The following is a 21456-nucleotide window of genomic DNA, read 5'->3' on the forward strand; positions in this document are numbered from 1 at the left end:
GCTAGCCTCGCGCATAGAGGGATAGGGGCGACATGGTCTCGGTCTCGACCTGATCGCCGGTGCGTCCGAACCGGCGCTGGCGCCGAGCATAGTCGTCGAGGGCCAAGCCATAGGCCGCCTCGTCGAAGTCCGGCCAAAGGGTATCCGTGAAGTAGAGCTCGGCATAAGCCGACTGCCAGAGCACGAAGTTGCTCAATCGCTGCTCGCCCCCAGTGCGAATGAAGAAATCGGGCTCCAGGAGGTCGGGAAAGGAGAGGTAGTCGGCAAAGAGGGCCTCGTCGATCCGATCCGGGTCGAGACGCCCCGCCCTCGCCTCTGCGGCGAGGCGACGCGCGGCCTGCATGATGTCCCATCGCCCGCCATAGTTGGCGGCCACCTGGAGGTTGAGCCGGCCGTTCTCCGCGGTCAGCGCCTCTGCCTCGGCGATGCGATGCTGCAGCTTCTCGGGGAAGGCGCCGCGCTCACCGATGACGCGCAGACGCACCTGATTTTCATGCAGGCGCCGGACCTCGTTGCGCAGGGCGCTCATGAAGAGCTCCATGAGGATGTTGACCTCGCTGCGGGGACGGCGCCAATTCTCGCTACTGAAGGCGAAGAGCGTCAGGATCTGAACGCCGCGACGCACGCTTTCCTCGACGGCGGCGCGAACGCTCTTGACGCCCTCGCGGTGCCCGGCGGTACGCGGGAGAGAACGCTGCTTCGCCCAGCGGCCGTTCCCGTCCATGATGATGGCGACATGCTTCGGGGTCCGATGGTCGACATCGGACGGGAGAACGACAGGGGTTGCAGTTTCCACGATAGCTCTAGGGGGAGCGAGTCCCGAGGGACTCAAATCGACATCAGGTCTTGCTCTTTCTCGGCCAAGACGGCATCGACGTCCTTGACGTACTGGTCGGTCAGCTTCTGGACGATCTCCTGACCGCGACGCTCGTCGTCCTCGGAGATCATCTTTTCCTTGACGAGCTCTTTGAGATCGTGGTTGGCATCGCGACGGATGTTTCGGATCGCGACCCGCGCCTGCTCGGCCTCGTGACGCGCCACCTTGATGAGGTCGCGCCTGCGCTCCTCGGTCAGCGCCGGCATGGGCACGCGAATCACGGTCCCGGCGGTATTGGGATTGAGCCCGAGGTCCGATTGCATGATCGCCTTCTCGACGGCCTGGACCATGGCCTTCTCCCAAGGCTGAACGGCCAGGGTTCGGGCGTCTTCGGCATTGATGTTGGCAACCTGGCGGATCGGCACGTCCGAGCCGTAGTAGGACACCATGATGTGGTCGAGCAATGACGGGTGCGCGCGCCCGGTGCGGATCTTGGCTAGCTCGTGGGAGAGCGCCTCGACGCTCTTGCCCATGCGGTCGGCTGCATCTTTCTTGATATCGTCGATCATCTTAGCTCTCGCTCACGACCAACGATCCGACGTCCTCGCCACGGATCAATCGCAGCAAGGCACCGGTCTCGTTGATGTTCATTACGCGCAGTGGCATGGCATGGTCTCGGCACAGCACGATGGCCGTAGCGTCCATCACCCGCAAGTCTTCGCGCAGCGCCTGATCATAGCTGAGGCGGGGATAGAAGGCTGCGCTCGGCTCGGTCACCGGATCCGCGGAGTAGACACCGTCCACCTTGGTCGCCTTGACCAGCAGGTCCGCACCGATCTCGACCGCGCGCAGGCTCGCTGCGGAATCCGTGGTGAAGAAGGGATTACCTGTACCGCCGGCGAAGAGGACGACGCGCCCGCACTCCAGGTGCTTGAGGGCACGCCTGTGCGCATAGCCCTCGCAGACCTGGTCGACCTCGAGCGCCGACATCACCCGCGCCGGCAAGCCCAGCCGCTCGAGCGCATCCCGCATGGCCAAGGCGTTCATCACCGTCGCAAGCATGCCCATGTGGTCGCCGGTGACGCGATCCATCCCACGCGCCGCCAGACCCGCCCCACGGAAGATGTTACCGCCCCCGATCACCAGCGCGACCTGCGCGCCCGCCGCGACGAGCGCCTGCACCTCGCGGGCATAGCGCTCGAGCACGTCCGGATCGATTCCATGAGCACCCTCTCCCATAAGCGCCTCGCCGCTGAGCTTGAGCAAGATGCGTCGATAAACGAGGGCGGTCATACCCGAGCTCCTATAGCGCCTGGATCGTTAGCCGTCCAGGATACAGCAACTGCTCAGCTGCCGCGAACCTGCGCCATGACCTCGTCGGCGAAGTTCTCGGTCTTCTTCTCGATGCCCTCGCCTACTTCGACGCGCATAAAGCGCTTCACCTCGGCGCCGGCCTGCTTGAGCAGCTTCTCGACGCTCTGATCGGGGTCCTTGACGAAGGCCTGACCGAGCAAGGTCACCTCTTCCAGGTACTTGCGCACGCGCCCCTCGACGATCTTGTCCATGATGGCCTCGGGCTTGCCGCTCTCGAGCGCCTGCGCCTTGAAGATCTCGCGCTCCTTGGACAAGGTCTCCTCGGGCACCTGCTCGGCACTGACGCAGATCGGATTGCTCGCCGCGATGTGCATTGCCAGATCGCGCCCCAGGGTCTCGTCGCCGCCGACGAGATCGACAACCACACCGATCTTCAGGCCATGACGGTAGCTGCACAAGGTCCCGGCGGCCGCATCGAAGCGCACCAGGCGACGTACCTGGACGTTCTCGCCGATCTTCGCGACCAGCGCCGCCCGCGCCGACTCGACAGTCTGCGCGGAATCTCCCGCAAATGCCGCAGCCGAGAGCGCCTCGGCGTCTTGAGCATCGCTGCTCAGGGCCGTCTCGGCCGCGCCTTCCGCAAAGGACTGGAAGTTGGCATCCTTGGCCACGAAGTCCGTCTCGGAATTGACCTCGACCATGACGCCGCGCTTGCCGTCGTCCGCGATCTTGATGACCACGACGCCCTCGGCGGCGGTCCGGCCCGACTTCTTCGCGGCCTTCGCCTGGCCTGACTTGCGCATCGCCTCGATCGCGGCCTCGATGTCGCCATTGGCATCGACGAGCGCCTTCTTGCACTCCATCATGCCCGCGCCGGTACGCTCGCGGAGATCCTTAACCATTGCGGCTGAAATCGCCATCGCTATCTCACCTCTTCACCCGCTGTGGGTGGTCACGAACTCTAGATACGAAACCGCCGCTGATCGCGGCGGCTGAAGATAAAGACTGGGGTCGCGCGGGGCACCGTTGCGCGCCGGCAGGCGCGGCGCGCAACGGGCAATGCGCGTGCTTAGCTGGAGGCCGCTTCCACAACCTCTTCCGACTGGGCCTCTTCGCCGCCGTCACGACGCCCGACCATGGCCGCGGCCGTGTCGCGGCCATCGAGGATGGCGTCGGCAGCACCAGTGATGTAGAGACGCACGGCGCGAATCGCATCATCGTTGCCCGGGATGACGTAATCGACCTTGCTCGGATCGTTGTTGGTATCGACCACACCCACGACCGGGATGCCGAGCTTATTCGCCTCGGTGACGGCGATCTTCTCGTGACCGACATCGATGACGAACATGGCGTCCGGCAGTCCGTCCATGTTCTTGATACCACCCATGCTTTGCTCGAGCTTGTCGCGCTCGCGCGACAGACCAAGGGCTTCCTTCTTGTTGAAGCGCTCGATGGTCCCGCTCTCGAACATCGCCTCGAGCTCCTTCAGGCGCTTGACGGAATGGCGGATCGTCTTGAAGTTGGTGAGCATGCCGCCCAGCCAGCGGTGGTTGACATAAGGCATACCGCAGCGGATCGCCTCCTCCTTGATGGCGTCGCGGGCGGCCCGCTTGGTGCCGACGAAGAGGATCTTGCCGCCGTTCGCGGCGAGCGTTCCCAGATAGTTGACGGCCTCTTGATAGAGAGGCAGCGTCTTCTCGAGGTTGACGATATGGATCTTGTTGCGGTGCCCGAAAATGAAGGCACCCATCTTGGGGTTCCAGTAGCGGGTCTGGTGGCCGAAGTGGACTCCAGCCTCCAGCATCTGTCGCATCGTAACTTCGCTCAACGTATTTACCTTTCGATAGTCTCGGGTTAGGCCTCCACATGCCCCACACGACAACCCGCGCGAGCGGGCACCCAGCCGTATGTGTCGACACGTGTGTGGACAAGGTGACGCGCCGCAGCGCCCATGCGGTCCCGGCAGCGACACCGAATCGACTCGATCGGTGGATCGAGCCGACAGCTGGAGCCAGCCGATCGGCGCCAGGGGCGCGAGGTCGGGCAGCCCGAGGACTCGGTGACGAGTGGAACCTATAGGAGCGGCCGGCATGCCGGCGGACGGCGCAAGTGCGATCGGCGTCTCCTGACAATCCGCCTAGGGACACAGGCCCACTTGGCGAAACCGGGAACGCCCACACATGCCTGATTTGGCAAGTGCGCAATCCGTTTGAGACGCTGTTTGCGGCCCGGCGCGGCGTTTTATACCATAGCGGGTCTTTCGCAAGCAATTGACTCGCATGGGTCGGGAATCGACACGACAGTCGTGGACGCCTCAACAAGCAATATGAGTGTGCAGATCAAAACCCCTGAGGCGATCGAGAAGATGCGCGTCGCCGGTCGGCTCGCAGCCGATGTTCTCGACATGCTCGAGCCTCACGTGCGGCCCGGCGTCACTACCGAAGAGCTGGACCAGATCTGCCACCGACATATCACCGAGGTGCAGGGCGCCATTCCAGCCCCCCTCGATTACCGCGGATTTCCGAGATCCATTTGCACCTCGGTCAACCACCAGGTCTGCCACGGCATCCCCAGCAGCCGGCGCCTGAAAAAGGGCGACATCGTCAATGTGGATATCACCGTCATCAAGGACGGCTATCACGGAGACACGAGCAAGATGTTCTTCGTCGGCGAGCCCTCCGTGCTGGCGCGCCGCCTGGTCACGGTCACCCAGCAGGCGATGATGATGGGAATCGGCGCCGTGCGCCCGGGCGCCACGCTCGGGGATATCGGACACGCCGTACAGACCTTCGTCGAGTCGCATGGCTACTCGGTCGTGCGCGAATATTGCGGGCACGGGATCGGCCGCGACTTCCACGAAGACCCTCAGATCCTGCACTACGGCAAGCCCGGAGAGGGACTCAGGCTGGAGCCTGGAATGTGCTTCACCGTGGAGCCCATGGTCAACGCCGGCAAGCGCTTCATCAAGGTGCTGCCGGACGGCTGGACGGTCGTCACCAAAGACCGCACCCTGTCCGCCCAGTGGGAGCACACGATCCTGGTCACGCCCGAGGGCTATGAGATCTTGACCCTGCGCACCGAGGAGCGGGGCGAGCCCGCGCCCGCCTGAGCACCGAGCGGCTCAGCACGTGGACGTCGCGCAAGATCAGCCCTCGGGAGCTACCCCGCCGCCGCCCCAGGCCGCCGCGTCGCTCATTCCGGCCTTCAAGGACAGGCTGCGCAAGGGCAAGGAGCTGCTCTACAGTCAATTCGACCAGGGCACGCCGATCACCAATCTGGTGCGGCAGCGCAGCCAGCTCATCGACGAGGTCCTGAGAGATGCCTGGGCCGCGCATTTCGGCACCTCGGATCAGGCCGGCCTCGTCGCCGTCGGCGGCTACGGACGTCAGGAGCTGCAGCCGGCCTCCGACATCGACATTCTCATCCTCATCGAGCCAAAGGCCGAGGGCGAGCTGATCGAGCCGCTCGAGCGCCTCATCATCTTCCTCTGGGACATCGGCCTCGAAGTCGGCCATAGCGTTCGCAGCGTGAGCGACTGCGTGCGCGAGGCATCCGACGACGTGACCGTGATGACCAACCTCATGGAGGCTCGCCTGCTGTGCGGAGACGCCGGCCTCCTCGAGCGGATGCGCGAGGCGACGGGCCCGGATCGCATCTGGGACAGCGAGGCCTTCTTCGCGGCCAAGACCCGCGAGCAGCGCGCGCGCTGGCAGAAGTACGGCGATACGGCCTACAACCTCGAGCCCAACATCAAGGAGAACCCTGGCGGCCTGCGGGACATCCAGATGATCGGCTGGGTCGCCAAGCGCCACTTCGCCGCCGAGACCCTGCACGAGCTCGTCGATCAGGGCTTCCTGACCGAGGCCGAGCATGAAACCTTGGTAGACGGCGAGACGCTGCTTTGGCGCATCCGCTTCGCCCTGCATCGCCTCGCCGGACGTCGCGAGGACCGCCTGCTGTTCGACTATCAGCGCAGCTTGGCGAAGGCATTCGGCTTCGCCGACGGCGAGAACAATCTCGCCGTCGAGCAGTTCATGCAGCAGTACTACCGCACGGTCCAGGAGCTCAACCGTCTCAACGAGATGCTCCTGCAGCTGTTTCGCGAAGCCATTCTGCTCCACGATGAGATCGGCCCGCCCATCCCCATCAACAAGCGCTTCCAGTCCCGCAGCGGCTACCTCGAGGTCACCTCGCCCAACGTCTTTCGCCGCTATCCCATCGCGCTGCTGGAGGTCTTCCATATCCTCCAGACCCACCAGGAGATCGAGGGCGTCCGCGCCAGCACCATCCGCATGATCCGGGAGAACCGTCATCGCATCGACGACGGCTTCCGCGCGGATCTGAGGGCACGCAGCCTCTTCATGGAGATCCTGCGCGAGCCGATCGGCATCACCCACGCCTTCCGCCGCATGAACCGCTATGGCGTGCTCGCGGCCTACATCCCCGCCTTCGCCAACATCGTCGGGCGGATGCAATACGACCTGCTGCACGTCTACACGGTGGACGAGCACACCCTGATGCTGGTGCGCAACCTGCGCCGCTTCACCATCCCCAAGCACGACGAGGAGTTTCCACTCTGCAGCGCGGTCGGCCGGCGCATCCCCAAGCTGGAGCTGCTCTACCTCGCGGGACTCTTCCACGACATCGCCAAGGGACGCGGCGGCGACCATTCCACTCTCGGCATGCGGGACGCCTGGGAGTTCTGCCGGCTGCACGGGCTGAGCGAGTTCGACAGCCGCCTGGTCGCCTGGCTGGTCGAGCAGCATCTCGTCATGTCGATGACGGCCCAGCGCAAGGACATCAGCGACCCGGAGGTCGTCCAAGCCTTCGCCGAGCGCATCGGCGACCCGACCCGGCTCGACTATCTCTATTTGCTGACTGTGGCGGACGCGCGCGCGACCAACCCCGAGCGCTGGAACAGCTGGCTGGACGCGCTGCTGCGGGAGCTCTACTACAGCACTCGGCGCACGCTCCTGCGCGGGCTGGACAATCCCCAGGCCCAAGACGAGCTCATCACCCAGAAGCAGACGGAGAGCACGCGCCTGGTCGCGCGCTATGGTGTCGACCCCGAGGCCTGCAAGCGGCTCTGGCGCAAGTTCAGCCTGGATTTCTTCCTCCACAATTCGCCGGACGAGATCGCCTGGCAGACCCGCCAAATCTTGGAGGCACACCCAAGCCAGTGCCCCTTGGTCGTGATTCGCCCGCAGACCGCACGCGGCGGCACAGAGGTCTTCATCTACTCACGCGATCGCGCCAACCTTTTCGCCAGCACCACAGCGACGCTGGACCAGATGGGCCTGGACATCATGGATGCGCGCGTCATGACGACGGACGACGCCATGGCGGTCAACAGCTACCAGGTGCTCGGGCCTGACGGCTCGCCCATCGACGACCCACTGCAGATGCAGGAGATTCGCGCGACCCTGGAGGACAACATCGCCGAGCCGACACCCACCGCCATCAAGGTCGCGCGCTCGGTGCCACGCCGCCACCGCTATTTCCCCATCGAGACCCGCGTCAGCTTCTCGGCCGACCAACCGAACCAGCGCACCATCATGCGGTTGACGACACTCGACCGCCCAGGGCTGCTCGCCGAGGTCGGGGCCGTGTTCCAAGATTGCGGCATCCGGCTCCAAAACGCGAAGATCGCCACCGTTGGGGCGGAGGTCGATGACGTCTTTTTCATCACGACCGAGGATTCGGCGCCCATCACCTGCGAGAAGGCCCTGGCGTGCCTGAGGGTAAAGATCCATGAGCGACTCGAGCAGCAGACGACTCAGGGCTGAGCGATTCTGCCCTGCAGCCGAAGCAGCGCGCCCGCCTCGGCGAGGACCGGCGGCCTGGCCATTGGCGCTCGCACTGGCGCTTGGCCAGGTGTCGGCGAGCCTTGCGGATGCCGGCCAAGCATGGCCGTCGGACACTCCAAGCACCGACCCGCAAGGGATGTGGCGGGACATGGCCGAGACGCCCCCGGCCTCGCCCTGGCTCGAGGAAGTGCGGGCACAGCGTCGCGCCTGGGAAGCGAGGCGCAAGGCTGCCCGCGACGAGTTTGAAGCGCGGCGGCGCACCAACAATCCGCGCGCATCGGCACGCCAAGAGGCCTGGCAAGAGGATTTGCGCCAGCGTCGCGCCCAGCGTCAAGAGCGCATCGATCAGGAGCGGGAGCTGTTTCGCAGCCTCGGCCCCACACCGCCAGCAGCGCCCGCGCCGGGCGAGCAGGGTGGCGAGGGCAGCTACCCTGCCCCAGGAGACCCGATGCTCAAGCCGCCGGGCTGGGACAATCTCTGGTACTTCCGCAGCTTCTAGCAACCTGGCATCCGGCGACCTCGCTCGCGGCCGCCGCTGAAGCAACACGGATGTGACGCGCGCGCCGAAGGGCACCGAGACTCGGGCTAGACGGCCTCGATCAGCTCCAGGCCATTGCCGTCCGGATCACGGCAGAAGACCGCCCGGCGACCGGAGCGGCTGCGGGTGAAGGGAAGCCCCGCGGTTTCGAGACGCCCAATGAGATCGTCGATCGAGCTGACGACCATCGCGAGATGACGGTCCCGCCCCCCATGGAGCGGGCGGCCGTCGACAGGGTCCGGATTCGGCAGCTCCAGCAGATGGATCTGTCGGTCGCCCACCGACAGCCAGGCGCCTGGAAACGACAGCTCGGGCCTGTCGTCACGGACCTGCAGCCCGAGGATGCCGACGTAAAACCGCAGCGCCTCGGCTGTATCGGCAACGATCAAGCTGACGTGATGGATGTCCTGAACGAGCGCCATCGAGTCCTCCCGGCGAGCCCTCGGGTCGACGTGGAGCGGGCCTGCCCCTTGCCCTATACTAGACGACTTTGCTCGGAAGGCGCACACCGAGCGAGCAACACTCTTCTCTGACAGGCCTGCCACGCAATGAATCCAGATCTGGGCCTCCTACAGCCCTACCCGTTCGAAAAGCTCCAAGCACTCAAGCGCAACATCGATCCGCCGAGCCATCTCGATCATCTCGCCCTCTACATCGGCGAGCCCAAGCACCCAACGCCCAGCATGATCTCGGATGCCGTGATCACGCACCTGCACCAGCTGGCGGTCTATCCGACGACGCGAGGCCTACAGGAGCTGCGCGAGACCATCGCCGCCTGGCTCAGCCGTCGCTTTCACCTCGCCGCCGAGGGGGCCGGCCTGCCCGGCATCGACCCAGAGTGCCAGATCCTGCCGGTGAACGGCACCCGGGAGGCACTCTTCTCCTTCGCTCAAGCCGTCGTCGACCGCAGTCGACGCCCGCTCGTCCTGATGCCGAACCCCTGCTATCAGATCTACGAAGGGGCCGCCCTCCTCGCAGGCGCCGAGCCTAGATACCTCGGCTGCTACAAGGAGAACGCATTCATCCCGGACTTCGAGGCCGTGGACGCCGCAACCTGGGACCGCTGCCAGCTGCTCTATGTCTGCTCGCCCGGCAACCCGACGGGGGCCGTCTTCAGCGAAGAGACCTTCGCCCGGCTCATCGAGCTGGCGCACCGACACGACTTCGTCATCGCCTCGGACGAATGCTACTCGGAGATCTATCCCGACGAGTTGCAGCCGCCGGTTGGACTGCTCCAGGCAGCGCGCGCGGCCGGCAATGAGGATTTCAGCCGCTGCATGGTCTTCCACAGCCTCTCCAAGCGCTCCAACGCGCCCGGCTTGCGCTCGGGATTCGTCGCCGGCGACGCGCGCCTGATCGAGGGCTTCTTGACCTACCGGACCTATCACGGCTGCGCCATGTCACTCGCCGTGCAGCGCGGCAGCATGGCCGCCTGGCAGGACGAAGCCCATGTGCGCAAGAACCGTCAGCTCTACCGCGAGAAACAGGCGGCCGTGGAAGCCATCCTCGGCGATGTCATGGACCTCGGCCCGCGCGGCGCCGGCTTCTATCTCTGGCCGGAAACGCCGATCCCCGACGCGGAATTCGCGCAGCGCCTCTTCGCCGAGGAGAATCTGACCGTGCTGCCCGGGAGCTTCCTCGCACGCGAGATCGACGGTATCGGCCCAGGCGCGCAACGGGTCCGTATCGCGCTCGTTCCACCACTGGACGAATGCGTCGATGCCGCCCAGCGGATTCGCCGCGTCATCGAGCGGCTGTAGCCATGCCGCAGCCCGCCCCAAGACCTCCAGCCCGCAGGCGCCCCGAAGCCGCCCACGGGCGCTGAGCCCGGCCGCTTCCGGGGCGCCCGCCAGACCGATTCGCCAGCACGCAACACATCACAGGTAGACCAAGCCATGACCGATCACGAGAGCATCATCACCGAGGCCTTCGAGCGACGCGCGGAGATCACCCCCCGCTCCGTCGAGACCCACATCCGCGACGCTGTCCTAGACACCATCGACAAGCTGGATAAGGGAAAGCTGCGCGTCGCCGAAAAGCAGGACGACAGCTGGGTAGTCAATGAGTGGATCAAGAAGGCCGTGCTCCTGTCCTTCCGCATCGAGGACAATGACTTCATCAAGGGCGGCTTCACCAACTACTACGACAAGGTGCCCTCTAAGTACGCCGATACCAGCTCCCGCGAGCTGCGCGACGGCGGCGTGCGCGTCGTCCCGCCGGCCACGGCGCGCAAGGGCTCCTACATCGCCCCCAGCTGCGTGCTCATGCCCTCCTACGTCAACATCGGCGCCTACGTCGACTCAGGCACCATGGTCGACACCTGGGCCACCGTCGGCTCCTGCGCGCAGATCGGCAAGAACGTGCACCTCTCCGGTGGCGTCGGTATCGGCGGCGTGCTCGAGCCCGTCCAAGCCGCCCCGACCATCATCGAGGACAACTGCTTCATCGGCGCCCGCTCGGAGATCGTCGAGGGCGTCATCGTGGGCGAAGGCGCGGTCATCTCGATGGGCGTCTACATCGGCCAGAGCACCAAGATCTACAACCGCATGACGGGCGAGATCCTCTATGGCCAGGTGCCGCCAGGTGCCGTGGTCGTCCCCGGCAATCTCCCGGCGAAAGATGGAAGCCACAGCCTCTACTGCGCCGTGATCATCAAACAGGTCGACGAGAAGACCCGCGGGAAGGTCGGCATCAACGAGCTGCTGCGCGACATCTGATGCTCAAGCTCTATGGCATCCCGAATTGCGGGACGGTCAAGAAGGCGCGCGCCTGGCTCGACGCCAAGGGCATCGAGTATGCCTTCCACGACTACAAGAAGGCTGGACTCGACGAGCAGCAGCTAAGCGCCTGGGTGGCCGAGCTTGGCTGGGAGTCGCTGCTGAACCGTCGCGGCACCACCTGGCGCAAGCTGCCGGAGGGCGTCAGAGCAGGCATCGACGAGGCGAGCGCCATCAGGCTGATGCTGGAATCCCCGTCGATCATCCGCCGCCCGCTGCTCGACCTTGGCACGAAGCGCCACCTCGGCTTCTCCGAGGCCGAGTACGAGGAGCTGTTCGCCTCATGACAATGACCTCGCCAACACTGATGCTGGCCTGCGACCTCATCTCGCGGCCGTCCGTCACGCCCGAGGACGCGGGCTGCCAAGACCTCATCGCCGCGCGCCTGGAGAGGCTTGGCTTCCGCATCGAGCCGATGCGATTCGGAGAGGTCAGCAACCTCTGGGCGCGACGTGGCGATGCCGGGCCACTGCTCTGCTTCGCCGGCCACACGGATGTGGTGCCGACAGGTCCTTTGGCGGACTGGGCATCCGATCCCTTCGTGCCGACGATCCGCGCAGGCCAGCTGTTCGGTCGCGGCGCCGCGGACATGAAGGGCTCGATCGCCGCCATGGTGACAGCGGTCGAGTCGTTCGTCGCCCAGCATCCGGATCACCAGGGATCGATCGCCTTTCTGATCACCAGCGACGAGGAGGGGCCTTCCGTCGATGGGACGGTCAAGGTCGTCGAGCGCCTGCAGCAGCGCGGCGAGCGGATCGACTACGCCTTGGTGGGAGAGCCTTCCAGTCGCGCCAGGCTTGGCGATTCCATCAAGAACGGCAGACGCGGCAGCCTATCCGGCTGGCTGAGGATTCATGGCAAGCAAGGCCATGTCGCCTACCCCCAGCTGGCCAAGAATCCCTTCCATGCCAGCGCCGAGGCGCTCGCAGCGCTCTGCGCCGAAGTCTGGGACGAGGGAAACGACTACTTCCCGCCGACCAGCTTCCAGATCGCCAACCTGAGCATGGGAACAGGCGCCGACAATGTGATTCCGGGGCACCTGGAGGCGCAATTCAACCTGCGCTTCTCGACGGAGCTGGACCCAGCCGCCATCAAGGCCAGGGTTCAAGGCATCTTGGACAAGGGCGACTTCGACTACGAGATCCGCTGGCGCCTGTCCGGCAGCCCCTTCGTCACACCAGTGGGACGGCTCGTGGAGGCAGTCAGAGGCGCCATCCAGGACGCCACTGGCATCGAGACCGAGCTCTCCACAGCAGGCGGAACCTCGGACGGCCGCTTCATCGCGCCGATGGGCGCCCAAGTGGTCGAGCTCGGCCCCATCAATGCGACCATTCATCAGGTCAACGAGTGCGTGGGTGTCGATGAGCTCGTTCAGCTCTCCCGCATCTACGAGCGCACGCTCGAGGAGCTGCTCACCAAGGACGAACGAGGACGCGCTCCCCAGACGCGCGTGCGGGACAGCCCCAAACCGAACAGCTCGTCATGAAGCGGCCGCCCGCTTAGGCCTGATTCTGAGCCGTATCCGGCAGCACGATGTTCAGCTCCAGAACCTCATGCGAGTCTTCCTGCTCGTAGTTGACGGACACGGCGCTCAGATCGACGTCCACATACTTGCGGATGACGGCGAGGATCTCCTGCTGGAGCTGCGGCAGATAGGAGGGCTGATCGCGGGCCGCACGGTCGTGCGCGACAAGGATCTGAAGACGCTCCTTGGCCAAGTTGGCGGAGCCCTTCGAGCGCGAGGAGATAAAATAATCGAGCAGACCCATTGATCGTCACCCCTTGAACAAGCGGCTCAGAAAGCCTTTCTTTTCAGGGTTGAGGAAACGGTGCGGCACATCCTCACCCAGATAGCGCGACACCATGTCATTGTAGGCCTGCCCAGCGTCGCTCTCGCGATCGAGGATAACGGGCACACCAGCGTTGGAGGCATTGAGAACCGCCTTCGACTCGGGCACCACGCCCAAGAGCTTCAGCGAGAGGATCTCCTGCACGTCGTCGACGCTCAACATCTCGCCATTGGCCACGCGCTCCGGATCGTAGCGCGTCAGGAGCAGGTATTCGCTGATCGGCTCCTCGCCATTCTCGGCGCGACGCGAGCGACTGGAAAGGATCCCGAGCATGCGATCCGAGTCCCGCACCGAAGAGACCTCCGGGTTCGTCACCACGACGGCGTCGTCGGCAAAGTACATGGCCATGTTCGCGCCATGCTCGATGCCTGCCGGCGAATCGCAAACGATGAAGTCATAGCCTTCCGAGAGCTCGGTCAGAACCCGGTCGACACCCTCTTTGGTCAGGGCGTCCTTGTCTCGCGTCTGCGAGGCAGGCAGCACGTAGAGATGATCGCAACGCTTGTCGCGGATCAGCGCCTGATTGAGATTGGCCTCGCCATTGATGACATTGATGAAATCATAGACGACGCGCCGCTCGCAGCCCATGATGAGATCCAGATTGCGCAAACCCACGTCGAAGTCGATGACCACCGTGCGCTTGCCTTGCTGAGCCAGCCCCATCGCGAGGGCCGCGGACGTCGTCGTCTTGCCGACGCCACCCTTGCCCGAGGTAATCACGATAATTCTCGCCAAAGTCACACCCTCCTTAAAAGGGATCTATTCCGTTTCCCGGCTCTGCAGACCGTCATAGTTTTTCGATGCGGAGCACCTTCTGATCCAGGAAGATCTGGACAGGGACCCCACGCATTTCGGATGGGATGTTCTCGCTGACGCGATAATGCCCAGCGATCGAGACGAGCTCTGCCTGAAGGTCTTGGCAGAAGATGCGCGCCTCCAAGTTGCCGCTCATGCCGGCTAGGGCGCGCCCGCGCAATGGACCATAGACATGGATGTTGCCGTCGGCCATGAGCTCGGCGCCCGAGCTGACGGCAGCCGTGATGGAGAGATCCCCGCCCGCCGCATAGACGCGCTGCCCGGAGCGCACTGGCCGCGTGACGAGCAAGAAACCTTGATTGGCACGCTGCGCCTGGCCCTGCGAGGCCCGTGGCTGGGGCGCCTGCTCGGAGGGCGCGCTGTCCTCGGGCTCGGCGCCCTCGGCCTCCTTGGTCTTGTCGCGCTTGACATAGGAGTCGCGCAGCACAGCAAGCTCCAAGGCCTCCGCCGCGGCATGCTGCTCCTTGCTACCACCACGCACGCCGAAGGGAATCATGCCATAGCCGCGCAGCAAGCCGACCAGCAGCGGCAGGTCGGCCCCGCCAGCACCGGACCCGGCGAGCCCGCTGAGGTCGATGACCACGGGCGTGTTGCGAAAGAAGTGCGGGGCCTTCTCGACCTTCTTCCCCAGACGCGCCGCGACAGCCTCGACGTTGTTGTCCATGAGGCGAATGATCGGCAGCGTAAAGCTCGCTGCCTTCAGCTCGAAGGATCTGGATCCATCCGCATCGTTGTTTTGAGAGCTCGAATTCACTGCCATGTTCGGTTTGACTCGGGCGCCATTGCCCCTTCATCTCCTGTTGTCATCGTTCCGCTCCTGCATGCCGAGATGCGGCCTCGAGCGGTCGCGCAATCCTAACCCGTGAGGACGCCACGTAATAGTGCCGACGCGCCGCGCGGGCGCCGCGCGCGCTCAGTAGAGACGAGGCCGGCCTCTTCGGCTCGCCTAGCCCGGGCTCGAGCGACGGCCCCACGAGCACTTCAGCTCATCCCGGAGGCCATTGCAGCGGCCGGCCGCCAAGCACGTGAAGATGGAGATGGAACACCGTCTGACCCGCACCCGCATTGCAGTTGATGACGGTTCGATAGCCACCTTCGGCAATGCCCTCGGCCTCCGCGACCTTGGCGGCCGCCAGCAGGAGCTTGCCGAGCAGCTCGGCATCGGCGGGCGTCGCATCGTTGAGTGTCGGGATGGGCTTGCGCGGAATGACCAGGACATGCGTCGGCGCCTGAGGACTGATGTCCCTGAAGGCGACGACATCGTCGTCTTGGTAGACGATGTCCGCGGACATCTCGCCGGACGCGATCTTCCCGAAAATCGTATCTGACATTTGCTCCCCCATTTCTTGAACACTCGCCTGGATGGCAACCAAGCCTCTCGACTGAAACTGGCCGCGCCGATCCGAGCCGCCCTTAGCGGCGCGCTTCGCACAGGCGCCTCACCCCAAACCGAGCTGTCAGCCTCCGGCCTCCGGCCTCCAGCAGCAGGCGCTTGAAAACCCGCGAATCGGCGACCTGCGAATTGGCGATTCAAGCAAGACCCGCCACGGCCAGCCTATCCGGTGAGGTCCGCGACGAGCGGAGACTGCGACAGCACAACGGCTGGAGCCCGGTCGCTGGCGCCTGAAGGCCTCTGCCAATCAGGGCGTCGATCATCGATTGGCCCAACCTCCGGCTGTAGGGTGGACAAGCGCAGCGCAGTCCACCAACGCAGGCGCGGGATTCGGTGGACTTCACTCTCGCTCGTCCACCCTAAGGGTCCAACTGACGATCGAGGCCCCAATCAGAGATCGCGGCGCCCGGCGAACGCCAAGGCGAGCGTTCCCCCATCCAGATATTCAAGCTCTCCGCCAAGCGGAACGCCGTGTGCGATACGCGACACCTTCACGCCATGATGCGCCGCGCGGTCCGCGATGAACTGGGCCGTCGCGCCCCCCTCCACCGTCGGGCTGATCGCCAGGATGACCTCGGCGAGCGACTCCTCACCGAGACGCCGCTCCAGGATATCCAGACCAAGGTCACTCGGACCGATGCCGTCGAGCGGCGACAGCCGTCCGCCAAGCACGAAATAGAGCCCTCTGTAGTCGGTGGCCTGCTCGATCGCAACGACCTCGGAGGGCTGCTCGACGACACAGATGGTGCCCGTCTCGCGCTTGCTGCTCGCACAGATCCCACAGAGGTCGTTCTCGGTGAGGGTCCGACAACGCTGGCAGCGCTGGATCCGGGTCATGGCCTCCGCCATCACGCGCGCGAGACGGGCGCCCCCGTCACGATCGCGCTCGAGCAGATGAAAGGCGATTCGCTGTGCCGACTTCGGACCGACCCCGGGCAGACAGCGCAGGGCATCGATCAGCTGATTCAGCAGGGAGCGCTCGGCCATGGTCCGTGCCCCGCAGGTGCTAGAACGGCAGCTTCATTCCTGGAGGCAAGGGCAGGCCCGAGGTCAGCTCAGACATATTCTCCTTGACCTTCTCGGCGATCCGCTGAACCGCTGCATTGGTGGCGGCCACGATCAGATCTTCGAGCATCTCCTTGTCGTCGCTCATCAGCGACGGATCGATCTCGACGCGCTTGACCTGGTGCTGACCTGTCATGGTGACCTTCACCATACCGCCACCGGCCTCCCCAGTGACTTCTTCCTGAGCCAGGCGCTCCTGCGCCTGCTTCATGTCTTCCTGCATCTTCTGGGCCTGCTTGAGCAAGCCACCGAGTCCAGCTTTCATTTCGGACTACCTCTCGAGGTTACGAGCTTGAAGTTACAAACAAGCGCCCATTGAAAGGGCGCATGGATGCGTTAAGCCACGCCTGGGCCGATCGACCGAGATTGCGCAAGGTCGACCGGACTGGGGGAAGCCGTCCCTGCAGTCGGACATCAATCGGCCGGGCGGATGCTCCCGGGGACCCACTCGGCATCCAGCTCGTCGCGGAGCGATTGGGCAAGGGGATCGGACTCGAGCGCCTGCACAGCCGCCTCCTGACGCTCCCCGGCCTCACGGGCACGGCGCTGCGCCAGCGTCTCCTGCTGCGGCCGAGCCACCTGGATATCCAGCTTGATGGTCTCACCGAGCGCCTCGCAAAGGGCGGACTCGAGCCGCGACTCCGCGCTCGGCACGCGTAGGTGCTGCGCGGAGGGATCCAAGGTCAGCACCAGCTTGCCTTGCGCCAGCTCCAGGAAGCCGCAATTATGAGCAAGCTGGCTCGCGATACCACCGAGGCTCAGCCGCGCCATGAGCTGTTGCCAGCCGTCGGGATCGAGCACCGCCCTGCCCGTCGCGGGAGCATCTTGCGCCTTTCCCGCAGCCGCGTGAGACGGGGCCGCAGCGCCGGCGTCGACCGGGCGCACCTGCGTGACCGAGCCGCTAGAAGGCTTGCGATTCGCACCGCCCCCGACAGGGCGGTGCTCCGCCATCGAGGTCACCTGAGCGGCCGGCCCCGGCTTCCCCGCGCCCATCGCGGGCGCCGCGGATCGAGCGGCCTCTCCAGGGGGCGCGCGCCCCGGACGGAAGGCGAGCGCGCGCAGCAGCACCATCTCGAAGCCGGCACGCGGGTCCGGCGCCAGCGACAGATCCGCCTGCCCGGTCAGGGCGACCTGGTAATAGAGCTGCAAATCCTCCGGCTGCATGGCGCCGGCGAGCGCGGCCAGCCGATCATGGTCCGGATCATCCGCGGCCAAGGCACCCGGAACCTGCTGGATGAGGGCCACGCGGTGCATCAGGGCGATGAGCTCGCGCAAGAGCTCTGGAAAATCCGGCGTCAGGGCCGAGACCCGCTCGACCTCCCTCAGGACGCGTGCCCCATCGCAGGCCGCCAGCGCGTCGAGGATATCCAGCGCCAGGTCGCCGCTCACGGTGCCGAGCATGGCCCGCACCTCGTCCTCGGTGACGCGCCCGCCACCGAAGGCGATGGCCTGGTCCAGCAGACTCAGGGCGTCGCGCATACTGCCATCGGCGGCGCGCGACAGCAATGGCAATGCGCTGGGAGCGAAATCCAGCCCCTCGGTGCTCAGGACGACCTCGAGCCGGTCGCGGATCTCGCCCGGCAGCAGGCGGCGCAGATTGAATTGGAGGCAGCGCGAGAGGACGGTGACTGGGATCTTCTGCGGGTCCGTCGTCGCCAGCAGGAATTTGACGTGCGGCGGAGGCTCCTCGAGCGTCTTCAGCAAGGCATTGAAGCTGTGCGAGGAGAACATGTGCACCTCGTCGATGAGGTACACCTTAAAACGCGCCCGCGCCGGGGCATAGGGGACATTGTCCAGCAGCTCGCGCGTCTGATCGACCTTGGTACGGGAGGCGGCGTCGACCTCCATCAGGTCCACGAAACGCCCGCCATCGATCTCCTGGCATGCGGAGCAAACGCCGCATGGACGCGAGCTGACGCCCTGCTCGCAATTCAGGGCCTTGGAGAGGATACGCGCGAGCGTCGTCTTGCCGACGCCACGCGTGCCCGTGAAGAGGTAGGCGTGGTGCAGCTGGTCTCGATCCAGCGCATTCGACAGCGCCCGCACGACATGCTGCTGCCCGACGATGTCGTCGAATGCGCGAGGACGCCATTTGCGGGCTAGCACCTGATAGGACATGCGCGACTGAGATCGGCCGGATTTGAGGTTGAGGATGGTTCAGATTGCGCGGGAGTGTAGCAGATGCGGCACGTCCCACTCACCGGATCGGCCGAAAGGGCAGTTGAGCACGAGCGGGAGGTCAGCTTCGCGGCGGCTCGACGGATATCGCACCCGGAAGGTTTGGGGCGGCGGCCGACGCCAGCCACACCCCGGCACACGATTCAACCGCTGCGGCTGCTCCCTTCCGGGCCTGACCGGGTTAACGGCTTCACGTTGCGAGGGGACCGGCGCAAGCCACCATAACGCAAGGCCTCGGAGCCAGCCCGAGGACAGCGCGTTAAGGTAGCAGAGGTTGCTGGCGAAAACAAACCGACCAAGGCCATCCCGCAAGCTGACCCACAGGGCAGCGGCCCGAATCTGTCAGGCAAGGTTGAAGCGCGCGCCCCGCATTGACACCTGAGCCGACGACGTCAAGCTATGCACATCCAAGCCCAAGCGAAATCAGTCGAGCAACCGCGTCCCACCATGTCTGCACTCATAAGATGCGCCGTCCCTTTGATCACGAGCCTTTTCGTGGCCCTGCCAGCGCCGCTTCCCGCCCAAGACCATCCTGGCGAGGGTCGTCCTGGCATTTGGGGACAGACACGCGACATCGCCACCGACTGGTGGAGCGAATCGCGCGATTTTGCCGAGCAGGCGATGCAGGACGCCCAAGGCCTCTTCCGGGAGAAAGAGGACTTCGGACAGGTCTGGGATTCCGTCGTGCCAACGCTGGAGGACACCTTGACGCTCGAGGAGCGCCAGGCGGAGCTGCCGGAGAAGGCCTGGTTCGGCGACGACCAGAGATCGAACAACGCCGAGATCCAGGCCCTGCTCGACGAGGCCGTGGACATCCTGACCGTCTCCCCGGCCCTGAAATATCGCGACCGCATCCAGGCCTTGCAGCAAGAGATCGTCGCGGCGCGCGCCGATATCGCGACCTATCGGCAAAAACGCGTTTCCGCTCCAGCGGAATCGACCATCAAGAAGACGGTCGACGACTATGACGACCTCATCGCCGGACGCGAAGACGACATCAGGCGCATTGGCAAGCAGATCGCCCGGCTCAAGCGCCAATTCGGTCAAGAGCTGCGCGCAATGGGAATCGACGTCAGTGACGAGCAGCTCGAATTCCTGCTCTCCACCGTGGTCGGCGACAACATGGTGGACCTCGGTATCCTGTTCGACAACGTCAAGACCATCACCCTGCAGCTCGAAGAGCTGGTAGAGCAAAGCGGCGAAGATCTCGAGAGCGCACGACGCTACTACGGCCTCTATGTGGTGCTGCTGAAGTCGCTCGACCGCATGCATGTCCAGATCGAAGCGGCGATCAGCGAGCGTTACCTGCCGCAGATCGACGACATCATCGATCAGGCACAATCGCTCGCGGGCGATACCCAAGCGCTCTTGCGGGAGGCACCAGAGAAGGCCGACCTGCTGAATGCGAACCTGGAGGCGCAGCAGCTCACCATTCAAGCGGCCGGCGTCTATCGCCAGTATCTGAAGGACCAGGCCAAGCAGGTCGCCAAGGCGCGCAAGGAGCTGGAGAAGGACATCGCGGCCGCCTGGAATACCTACGAGACGGTGCGCGTCTCCGGCGAGCTGGTCGGCCTGGTGAGATCGAGCCAACAGCTTCTGGAGGGGCTGATGAATCGCCAGATCCCATCACTGCGGCCTTTCGAAAATCTCGAGATGCAGCGCGAGATCCAGCAGCTGACGCAGCGGCTGCGAAGCGGCGAGCCGCGCTGAGGGAGCGCAGGCCCAAAGCGGCCCTGCCCGCAGCCGCGGGCGGGCAGGCTCAGGGCCGGTAGGGATAGGGCTCGGCCCGCCCGAGCGGCAGATAACCGAAGACGATGTTCGCCCGCGAGCCGTCGTCGAGCGCCAGCTTGCCAATGCCGTTGCGTCCATCCATGGCCAGGATCATGTCGGCCCAGCCGCTACGCCCGTCGTTGCAATAGACGTCGAACAAGGCGTCTTGCGAGTCGCCGAGGCCGTTATAGCTGGCACTGCAGGCATTGACGCCATTGGAGACGCGAAAGCTCGCGGCGAAGGGCGGCGCCGAGTCATAGTGTCCGGTATAGACGTCCTCGTCGAACATCACGGCAATGGGGCCAGAGGTCGAGTGACCTGGGGGAATGTCGTTCGGACGCGGGGTCTCGAAGTATTCAAGCACCTCGCTCACACACCCCGAATAGTCCTCCAGATCCAGGTGCCGGCACAGCCGATCGCCGTATTCCTGCGGCGAAACGCTGGTGGCGATCCCGCCCAGGTGGTTTGGCGGCAGCACGGCACAGCCCGCGATCAGGGACGACACGCCAGCAGCAACGGCGACCAGTCGAAACATAGGCTTTCTCCACTTAGCCATGGTGATCGATCGGTCTGGAAGTTTACCCCGATCCCGCTTTCCCGTGTGGTCAGTTAGTCATTAATGGTGCACAGGGTCGCGATTTCCGGCTAAAGTTCCGGGTTGTGGCGTCATGGAGACGCCTCCTCATTCGCCGATCGAGACTGGAGTGAGACCGATGAGGCCCGAAACCCGACTGCCGCGCTTGCATTCACCGCTCTTGAGACAGAGGATCGCGCTCGCCGCGACTGTACTGATCTCGTCGCTCGCGCTCTGGGGATGCGCGAAGCCGCTGAGCCCGGACGGCCCCGTGCCCCAGCAGTTCACCGAGCTGAGCTGCCTCGCCGACTGCCGTGCCGCCAAGAAGAGCTGTGACGCGCAGGCACGCTATGACTACCGCCAGTGCGAGGCCGGCTACGCCGCCTCTTTCCGCGGCTACCGCTGGTGCCTCGCCTCCGCCTTCTCCGAGGAGGACTGTGGCTACCCCTGGTGGTCATGCGCCGAGAATCTCTACGGCTATTGCTCGAACCGCCACCAAGAGTGCCAGCGCGCCTGCGACCCGCTCTCCATCTACTGAGGGCACTGCCTGTGCCGAG

At 64.9% G+C, this 21456-nt stretch carries 23 protein-coding genes and 1 other RNA gene; 9 read left to right on the top strand and 15 right to left on the bottom strand.

All coding sequences use genetic code 11. The features are described from left to right. Position 1 precedes the first annotated feature (1 nt). The 5 genes from G3446_RS06185 to rpsB form a co-directional block, all read right to left on the bottom strand. A complete protein-coding gene (locus G3446_RS06185) occupies positions 2-796 on the bottom strand; it encodes an undecaprenyl pyrophosphate synthase (RefSeq protein WP_164451756.1) in 795 nt (264 codons plus the stop codon). 32 nt (positions 797-828) lie between these two features. Then, positions 829-1386, bottom strand: a complete 558-nt coding sequence (frr, locus tag G3446_RS06190) for a ribosome recycling factor (RefSeq protein WP_164451758.1) — start codon at positions 1384-1386, stop codon at positions 829-831. A gap of 1 nt (position 1387) precedes the next feature. Further along, positions 1388-2110 (bottom strand): UMP kinase, encoded by a 723-nt coding sequence (gene pyrH / locus G3446_RS06195; RefSeq protein WP_164451760.1) that lies wholly within the window; start codon positions 2108-2110, stop codon positions 1388-1390. Between the two features lie 53 nt (positions 2111-2163). Then, a complete protein-coding gene (gene tsf / locus G3446_RS06200) occupies positions 2164-3051 on the bottom strand; it encodes a translation elongation factor Ts (RefSeq protein WP_164451762.1) in 888 nt (295 codons plus the stop codon). Positions 3052-3200: 149 nt separating this feature from the next. Further along, positions 3201-3944 carry a 30S ribosomal protein S2 gene (gene rpsB, locus G3446_RS06205; RefSeq protein WP_164451764.1) on the bottom strand — a complete coding sequence of 248 codons (744 nt, stop codon included), beginning with the start codon at positions 3942-3944 and terminating at the stop codon, positions 3201-3203. A gap of 513 nt (positions 3945-4457) precedes the next feature. On the opposite strand from rpsB, the gene map reads away from it, so the two are divergent. From map to G3446_RS06220, 3 genes are all read left to right on the top strand, one after another. Beyond that, the gene (gene map / locus G3446_RS06210; protein WP_164451766.1) at positions 4458-5240 is read left to right on the top strand and encodes a type I methionyl aminopeptidase; all 783 of its coding nucleotides are present in this window, start codon (positions 4458-4460) and stop codon (positions 5238-5240) included. Positions 5241-5259: 19 nt separating this feature from the next. Next, positions 5260-7917 carry a [protein-PII] uridylyltransferase gene (gene glnD, locus G3446_RS06215; RefSeq protein WP_164451768.1) on the top strand — a complete coding sequence of 886 codons (2658 nt, stop codon included), beginning with the start codon at positions 5260-5262 and terminating at the stop codon, positions 7915-7917. Positions 7918-8086: 169 nt separating this feature from the next. Further along, positions 8087-8437, top strand: a complete 351-nt coding sequence (locus G3446_RS06220) for a hypothetical protein (protein ID WP_164451771.1) — start codon at positions 8087-8089, stop codon at positions 8435-8437. 86 nt (positions 8438-8523) lie between these two features. Here the strand turns inward: G3446_RS06220 and G3446_RS06225 are convergent, their stop codons facing one another. Then, a complete protein-coding gene (locus G3446_RS06225) occupies positions 8524-8898 on the bottom strand; it encodes a VOC family protein (RefSeq protein WP_164451773.1) in 375 nt (124 codons plus the stop codon). 126 nt (positions 8899-9024) lie between these two features. Between G3446_RS06225 and dapC the strand changes: the two genes are divergently transcribed. The 4 genes from dapC to dapE all read left to right on the top strand — a co-directional run bounded on the left by dapC (position 9025) and on the right by dapE (position 12739). Further along, positions 9025-10236, top strand: a complete 1212-nt coding sequence (gene dapC / locus G3446_RS06230; RefSeq protein ID WP_164451775.1) for a succinyldiaminopimelate transaminase — start codon at positions 9025-9027, stop codon at positions 10234-10236. 135 nt (positions 10237-10371) lie between these two features. Then, complete coding sequence (dapD, locus tag G3446_RS06235; protein WP_164451776.1) at positions 10372-11193, top strand: 2,3,4,5-tetrahydropyridine-2,6-dicarboxylate N-succinyltransferase; 822 nt, start codon at positions 10372-10374, stop codon at positions 11191-11193. Then, the gene (locus G3446_RS06240; RefSeq protein WP_164451778.1) at positions 11193-11540 is read left to right on the top strand and encodes an ArsC family reductase; all 348 of its coding nucleotides are present in this window, start codon (positions 11193-11195) and stop codon (positions 11538-11540) included. The genes dapD and G3446_RS06240 overlap by 1 nt, the downstream gene beginning before the upstream one ends. Next, entirely contained in the window at positions 11537-12739 is a 1203-nt protein-coding gene (gene dapE / locus G3446_RS06245) for a succinyl-diaminopimelate desuccinylase (protein WP_164451780.1), read from the top strand. Before G3446_RS06240 ends, dapE begins: the two co-directional genes overlap by 4 nt. A gap of 13 nt (positions 12740-12752) precedes the next feature. Here the strand turns inward: dapE and minE are convergent, their stop codons facing one another. The 8 genes from minE to ffs form a co-directional block, all read right to left on the bottom strand. Beyond that, positions 12753-13022 (bottom strand): cell division topological specificity factor MinE, encoded by a 270-nt coding sequence (minE, locus tag G3446_RS06250; RefSeq protein WP_164451782.1) that lies wholly within the window; start codon positions 13020-13022, stop codon positions 12753-12755. A gap of 6 nt (positions 13023-13028) precedes the next feature. Next, positions 13029-13838: a septum site-determining protein MinD gene (gene minD, locus G3446_RS06255; RefSeq protein WP_164451783.1), complete on the bottom strand. Its 810-nt coding sequence runs from the start codon at positions 13836-13838 to the stop codon at positions 13029-13031. Positions 13839-13890: 52 nt separating this feature from the next. Continuing rightward, positions 13891-14679, bottom strand: a complete 789-nt coding sequence (gene minC / locus G3446_RS06260) for a septum site-determining protein MinC (RefSeq protein WP_164451785.1) — start codon at positions 14677-14679, stop codon at positions 13891-13893. Between the two features lie 226 nt (positions 14680-14905). Next, positions 14906-15250: a histidine triad nucleotide-binding protein gene (locus G3446_RS06265; RefSeq protein ID WP_164451787.1), complete on the bottom strand. Its 345-nt coding sequence runs from the start codon at positions 15248-15250 to the stop codon at positions 14906-14908. A gap of 452 nt (positions 15251-15702) precedes the next feature. Next, a complete protein-coding gene (gene recR / locus G3446_RS06270) occupies positions 15703-16299 on the bottom strand; it encodes a recombination mediator RecR (protein WP_164451789.1) in 597 nt (198 codons plus the stop codon). A 19-nt stretch (positions 16300-16318) separates the two neighbouring features. Beyond that, a complete protein-coding gene (locus G3446_RS06275; protein WP_164451792.1) occupies positions 16319-16642 on the bottom strand; it encodes a YbaB/EbfC family nucleoid-associated protein in 324 nt (107 codons plus the stop codon). A 149-nt stretch (positions 16643-16791) separates the two neighbouring features. Continuing rightward, on the bottom strand, positions 16792-18495 hold the full coding sequence (gene dnaX, locus G3446_RS06280; RefSeq protein ID WP_164451794.1) for a DNA polymerase III subunit gamma/tau: 1704 nt from the start codon (positions 18493-18495) through the stop codon (positions 16792-16794). A gap of 175 nt (positions 18496-18670) precedes the next feature. Next, an RNA gene (ffs, locus tag G3446_RS06285) (signal recognition particle sRNA small type) lies at positions 18671-18767 on the bottom strand. Positions 18768-19050: 283 nt separating this feature from the next. Here ffs and G3446_RS06290 point away from each other — a divergent pair. Beyond that, positions 19051-20265 carry a hypothetical protein gene (locus G3446_RS06290; protein ID WP_342450053.1) on the top strand — a complete coding sequence of 405 codons (1215 nt, stop codon included), beginning with the start codon at positions 19051-19053 and terminating at the stop codon, positions 20263-20265. A gap of 49 nt (positions 20266-20314) precedes the next feature. Here the strand turns inward: G3446_RS06290 and G3446_RS06295 are convergent, their stop codons facing one another. Continuing rightward, complete coding sequence (locus G3446_RS06295; protein ID WP_164451798.1) at positions 20315-20860, bottom strand: hypothetical protein; 546 nt, start codon at positions 20858-20860, stop codon at positions 20315-20317. Positions 20861-21038: 178 nt separating this feature from the next. Here G3446_RS06295 and G3446_RS06300 point away from each other — a divergent pair, with 178 nt between their 5' ends. Beyond that, entirely contained in the window at positions 21039-21437 is a 399-nt protein-coding gene (locus G3446_RS06300; RefSeq protein WP_164451800.1) for a hypothetical protein, read from the top strand. Positions 21438-21456 lie beyond the last annotated feature (19 nt).

The sequence above is a fragment of the Thiorhodococcus minor genome (genome assembly GCF_010820565.1).
GTDB classification, from domain to species: domain Bacteria; phylum Pseudomonadota; class Gammaproteobacteria; order Chromatiales; family Chromatiaceae; genus Thiorhodococcus; species Thiorhodococcus minor.

Excerpts from the sequence above, each read along its gene's own strand:
- frr (WP_164451758.1), bottom strand. The coding sequence starts at position 1,386 with ATGATCGACGATATCAAGAAAGATGCAGCCGACCGCATGGGCAAGAGC.
- pyrH (WP_164451760.1), bottom strand. The coding sequence starts at position 2,110 with ATGACCGCCCTCGTTTATCGACGCATCTTGCTCAAGCTCAGCGGCGAG.
- tsf (WP_164451762.1), bottom strand. The coding sequence starts at position 3,051 with ATGGCGATTTCAGCCGCAATGGTTAAGGATCTCCGCGAGCGTACCGGC.
- rpsB (WP_164451764.1), bottom strand. The coding sequence starts at position 3,944 with ATGCGACAGATGCTGGAGGCTGGAGTCCACTTCGGCCACCAGACCCGC.
- map (WP_164451766.1), top strand. The coding sequence starts at position 4,458 with ATGAGTGTGCAGATCAAAACCCCTGAGGCGATCGAGAAGATGCGCGTC.
- G3446_RS06220 (WP_164451771.1), top strand. The coding sequence starts at position 8,087 with ATGGCCGAGACGCCCCCGGCCTCGCCCTGGCTCGAGGAAGTGCGGGCA.
- G3446_RS06225 (WP_164451773.1), bottom strand. The coding sequence starts at position 8,898 with ATGGCGCTCGTTCAGGACATCCATCACGTCAGCTTGATCGTTGCCGAT.
- dapC (WP_164451775.1), top strand. The coding sequence starts at position 9,025 with ATGAATCCAGATCTGGGCCTCCTACAGCCCTACCCGTTCGAAAAGCTC.
- dapD (WP_164451776.1), top strand. The coding sequence starts at position 10,372 with ATGACCGATCACGAGAGCATCATCACCGAGGCCTTCGAGCGACGCGCG.
- G3446_RS06240 (WP_164451778.1), top strand. The coding sequence starts at position 11,193 with ATGCTCAAGCTCTATGGCATCCCGAATTGCGGGACGGTCAAGAAGGCG.
- dapE (WP_164451780.1), top strand. The coding sequence starts at position 11,537 with ATGACAATGACCTCGCCAACACTGATGCTGGCCTGCGACCTCATCTCG.
- minE (WP_164451782.1), bottom strand. The coding sequence starts at position 13,022 with ATGGGTCTGCTCGATTATTTTATCTCCTCGCGCTCGAAGGGCTCCGCC.
- minC (WP_164451785.1), bottom strand. The coding sequence starts at position 14,679 with ATGGCAGTGAATTCGAGCTCTCAAAACAACGATGCGGATGGATCCAGA.
- G3446_RS06265 (WP_164451787.1), bottom strand. The coding sequence starts at position 15,250 with ATGTCAGATACGATTTTCGGGAAGATCGCGTCCGGCGAGATGTCCGCG.
- recR (WP_164451789.1), bottom strand. The coding sequence starts at position 16,299 with ATGGCCGAGCGCTCCCTGCTGAATCAGCTGATCGATGCCCTGCGCTGT.
- G3446_RS06275 (WP_164451792.1), bottom strand. The coding sequence starts at position 16,642 with ATGAAAGCTGGACTCGGTGGCTTGCTCAAGCAGGCCCAGAAGATGCAG.
- dnaX (WP_164451794.1), bottom strand. The coding sequence starts at position 18,495 with ATGTCCTATCAGGTGCTAGCCCGCAAATGGCGTCCTCGCGCATTCGAC.
- G3446_RS06295 (WP_164451798.1), bottom strand. The coding sequence starts at position 20,860 with ATGTTTCGACTGGTCGCCGTTGCTGCTGGCGTGTCGTCCCTGATCGCG.
- G3446_RS06300 (WP_164451800.1), top strand. The coding sequence starts at position 21,039 with ATGAGGCCCGAAACCCGACTGCCGCGCTTGCATTCACCGCTCTTGAGA.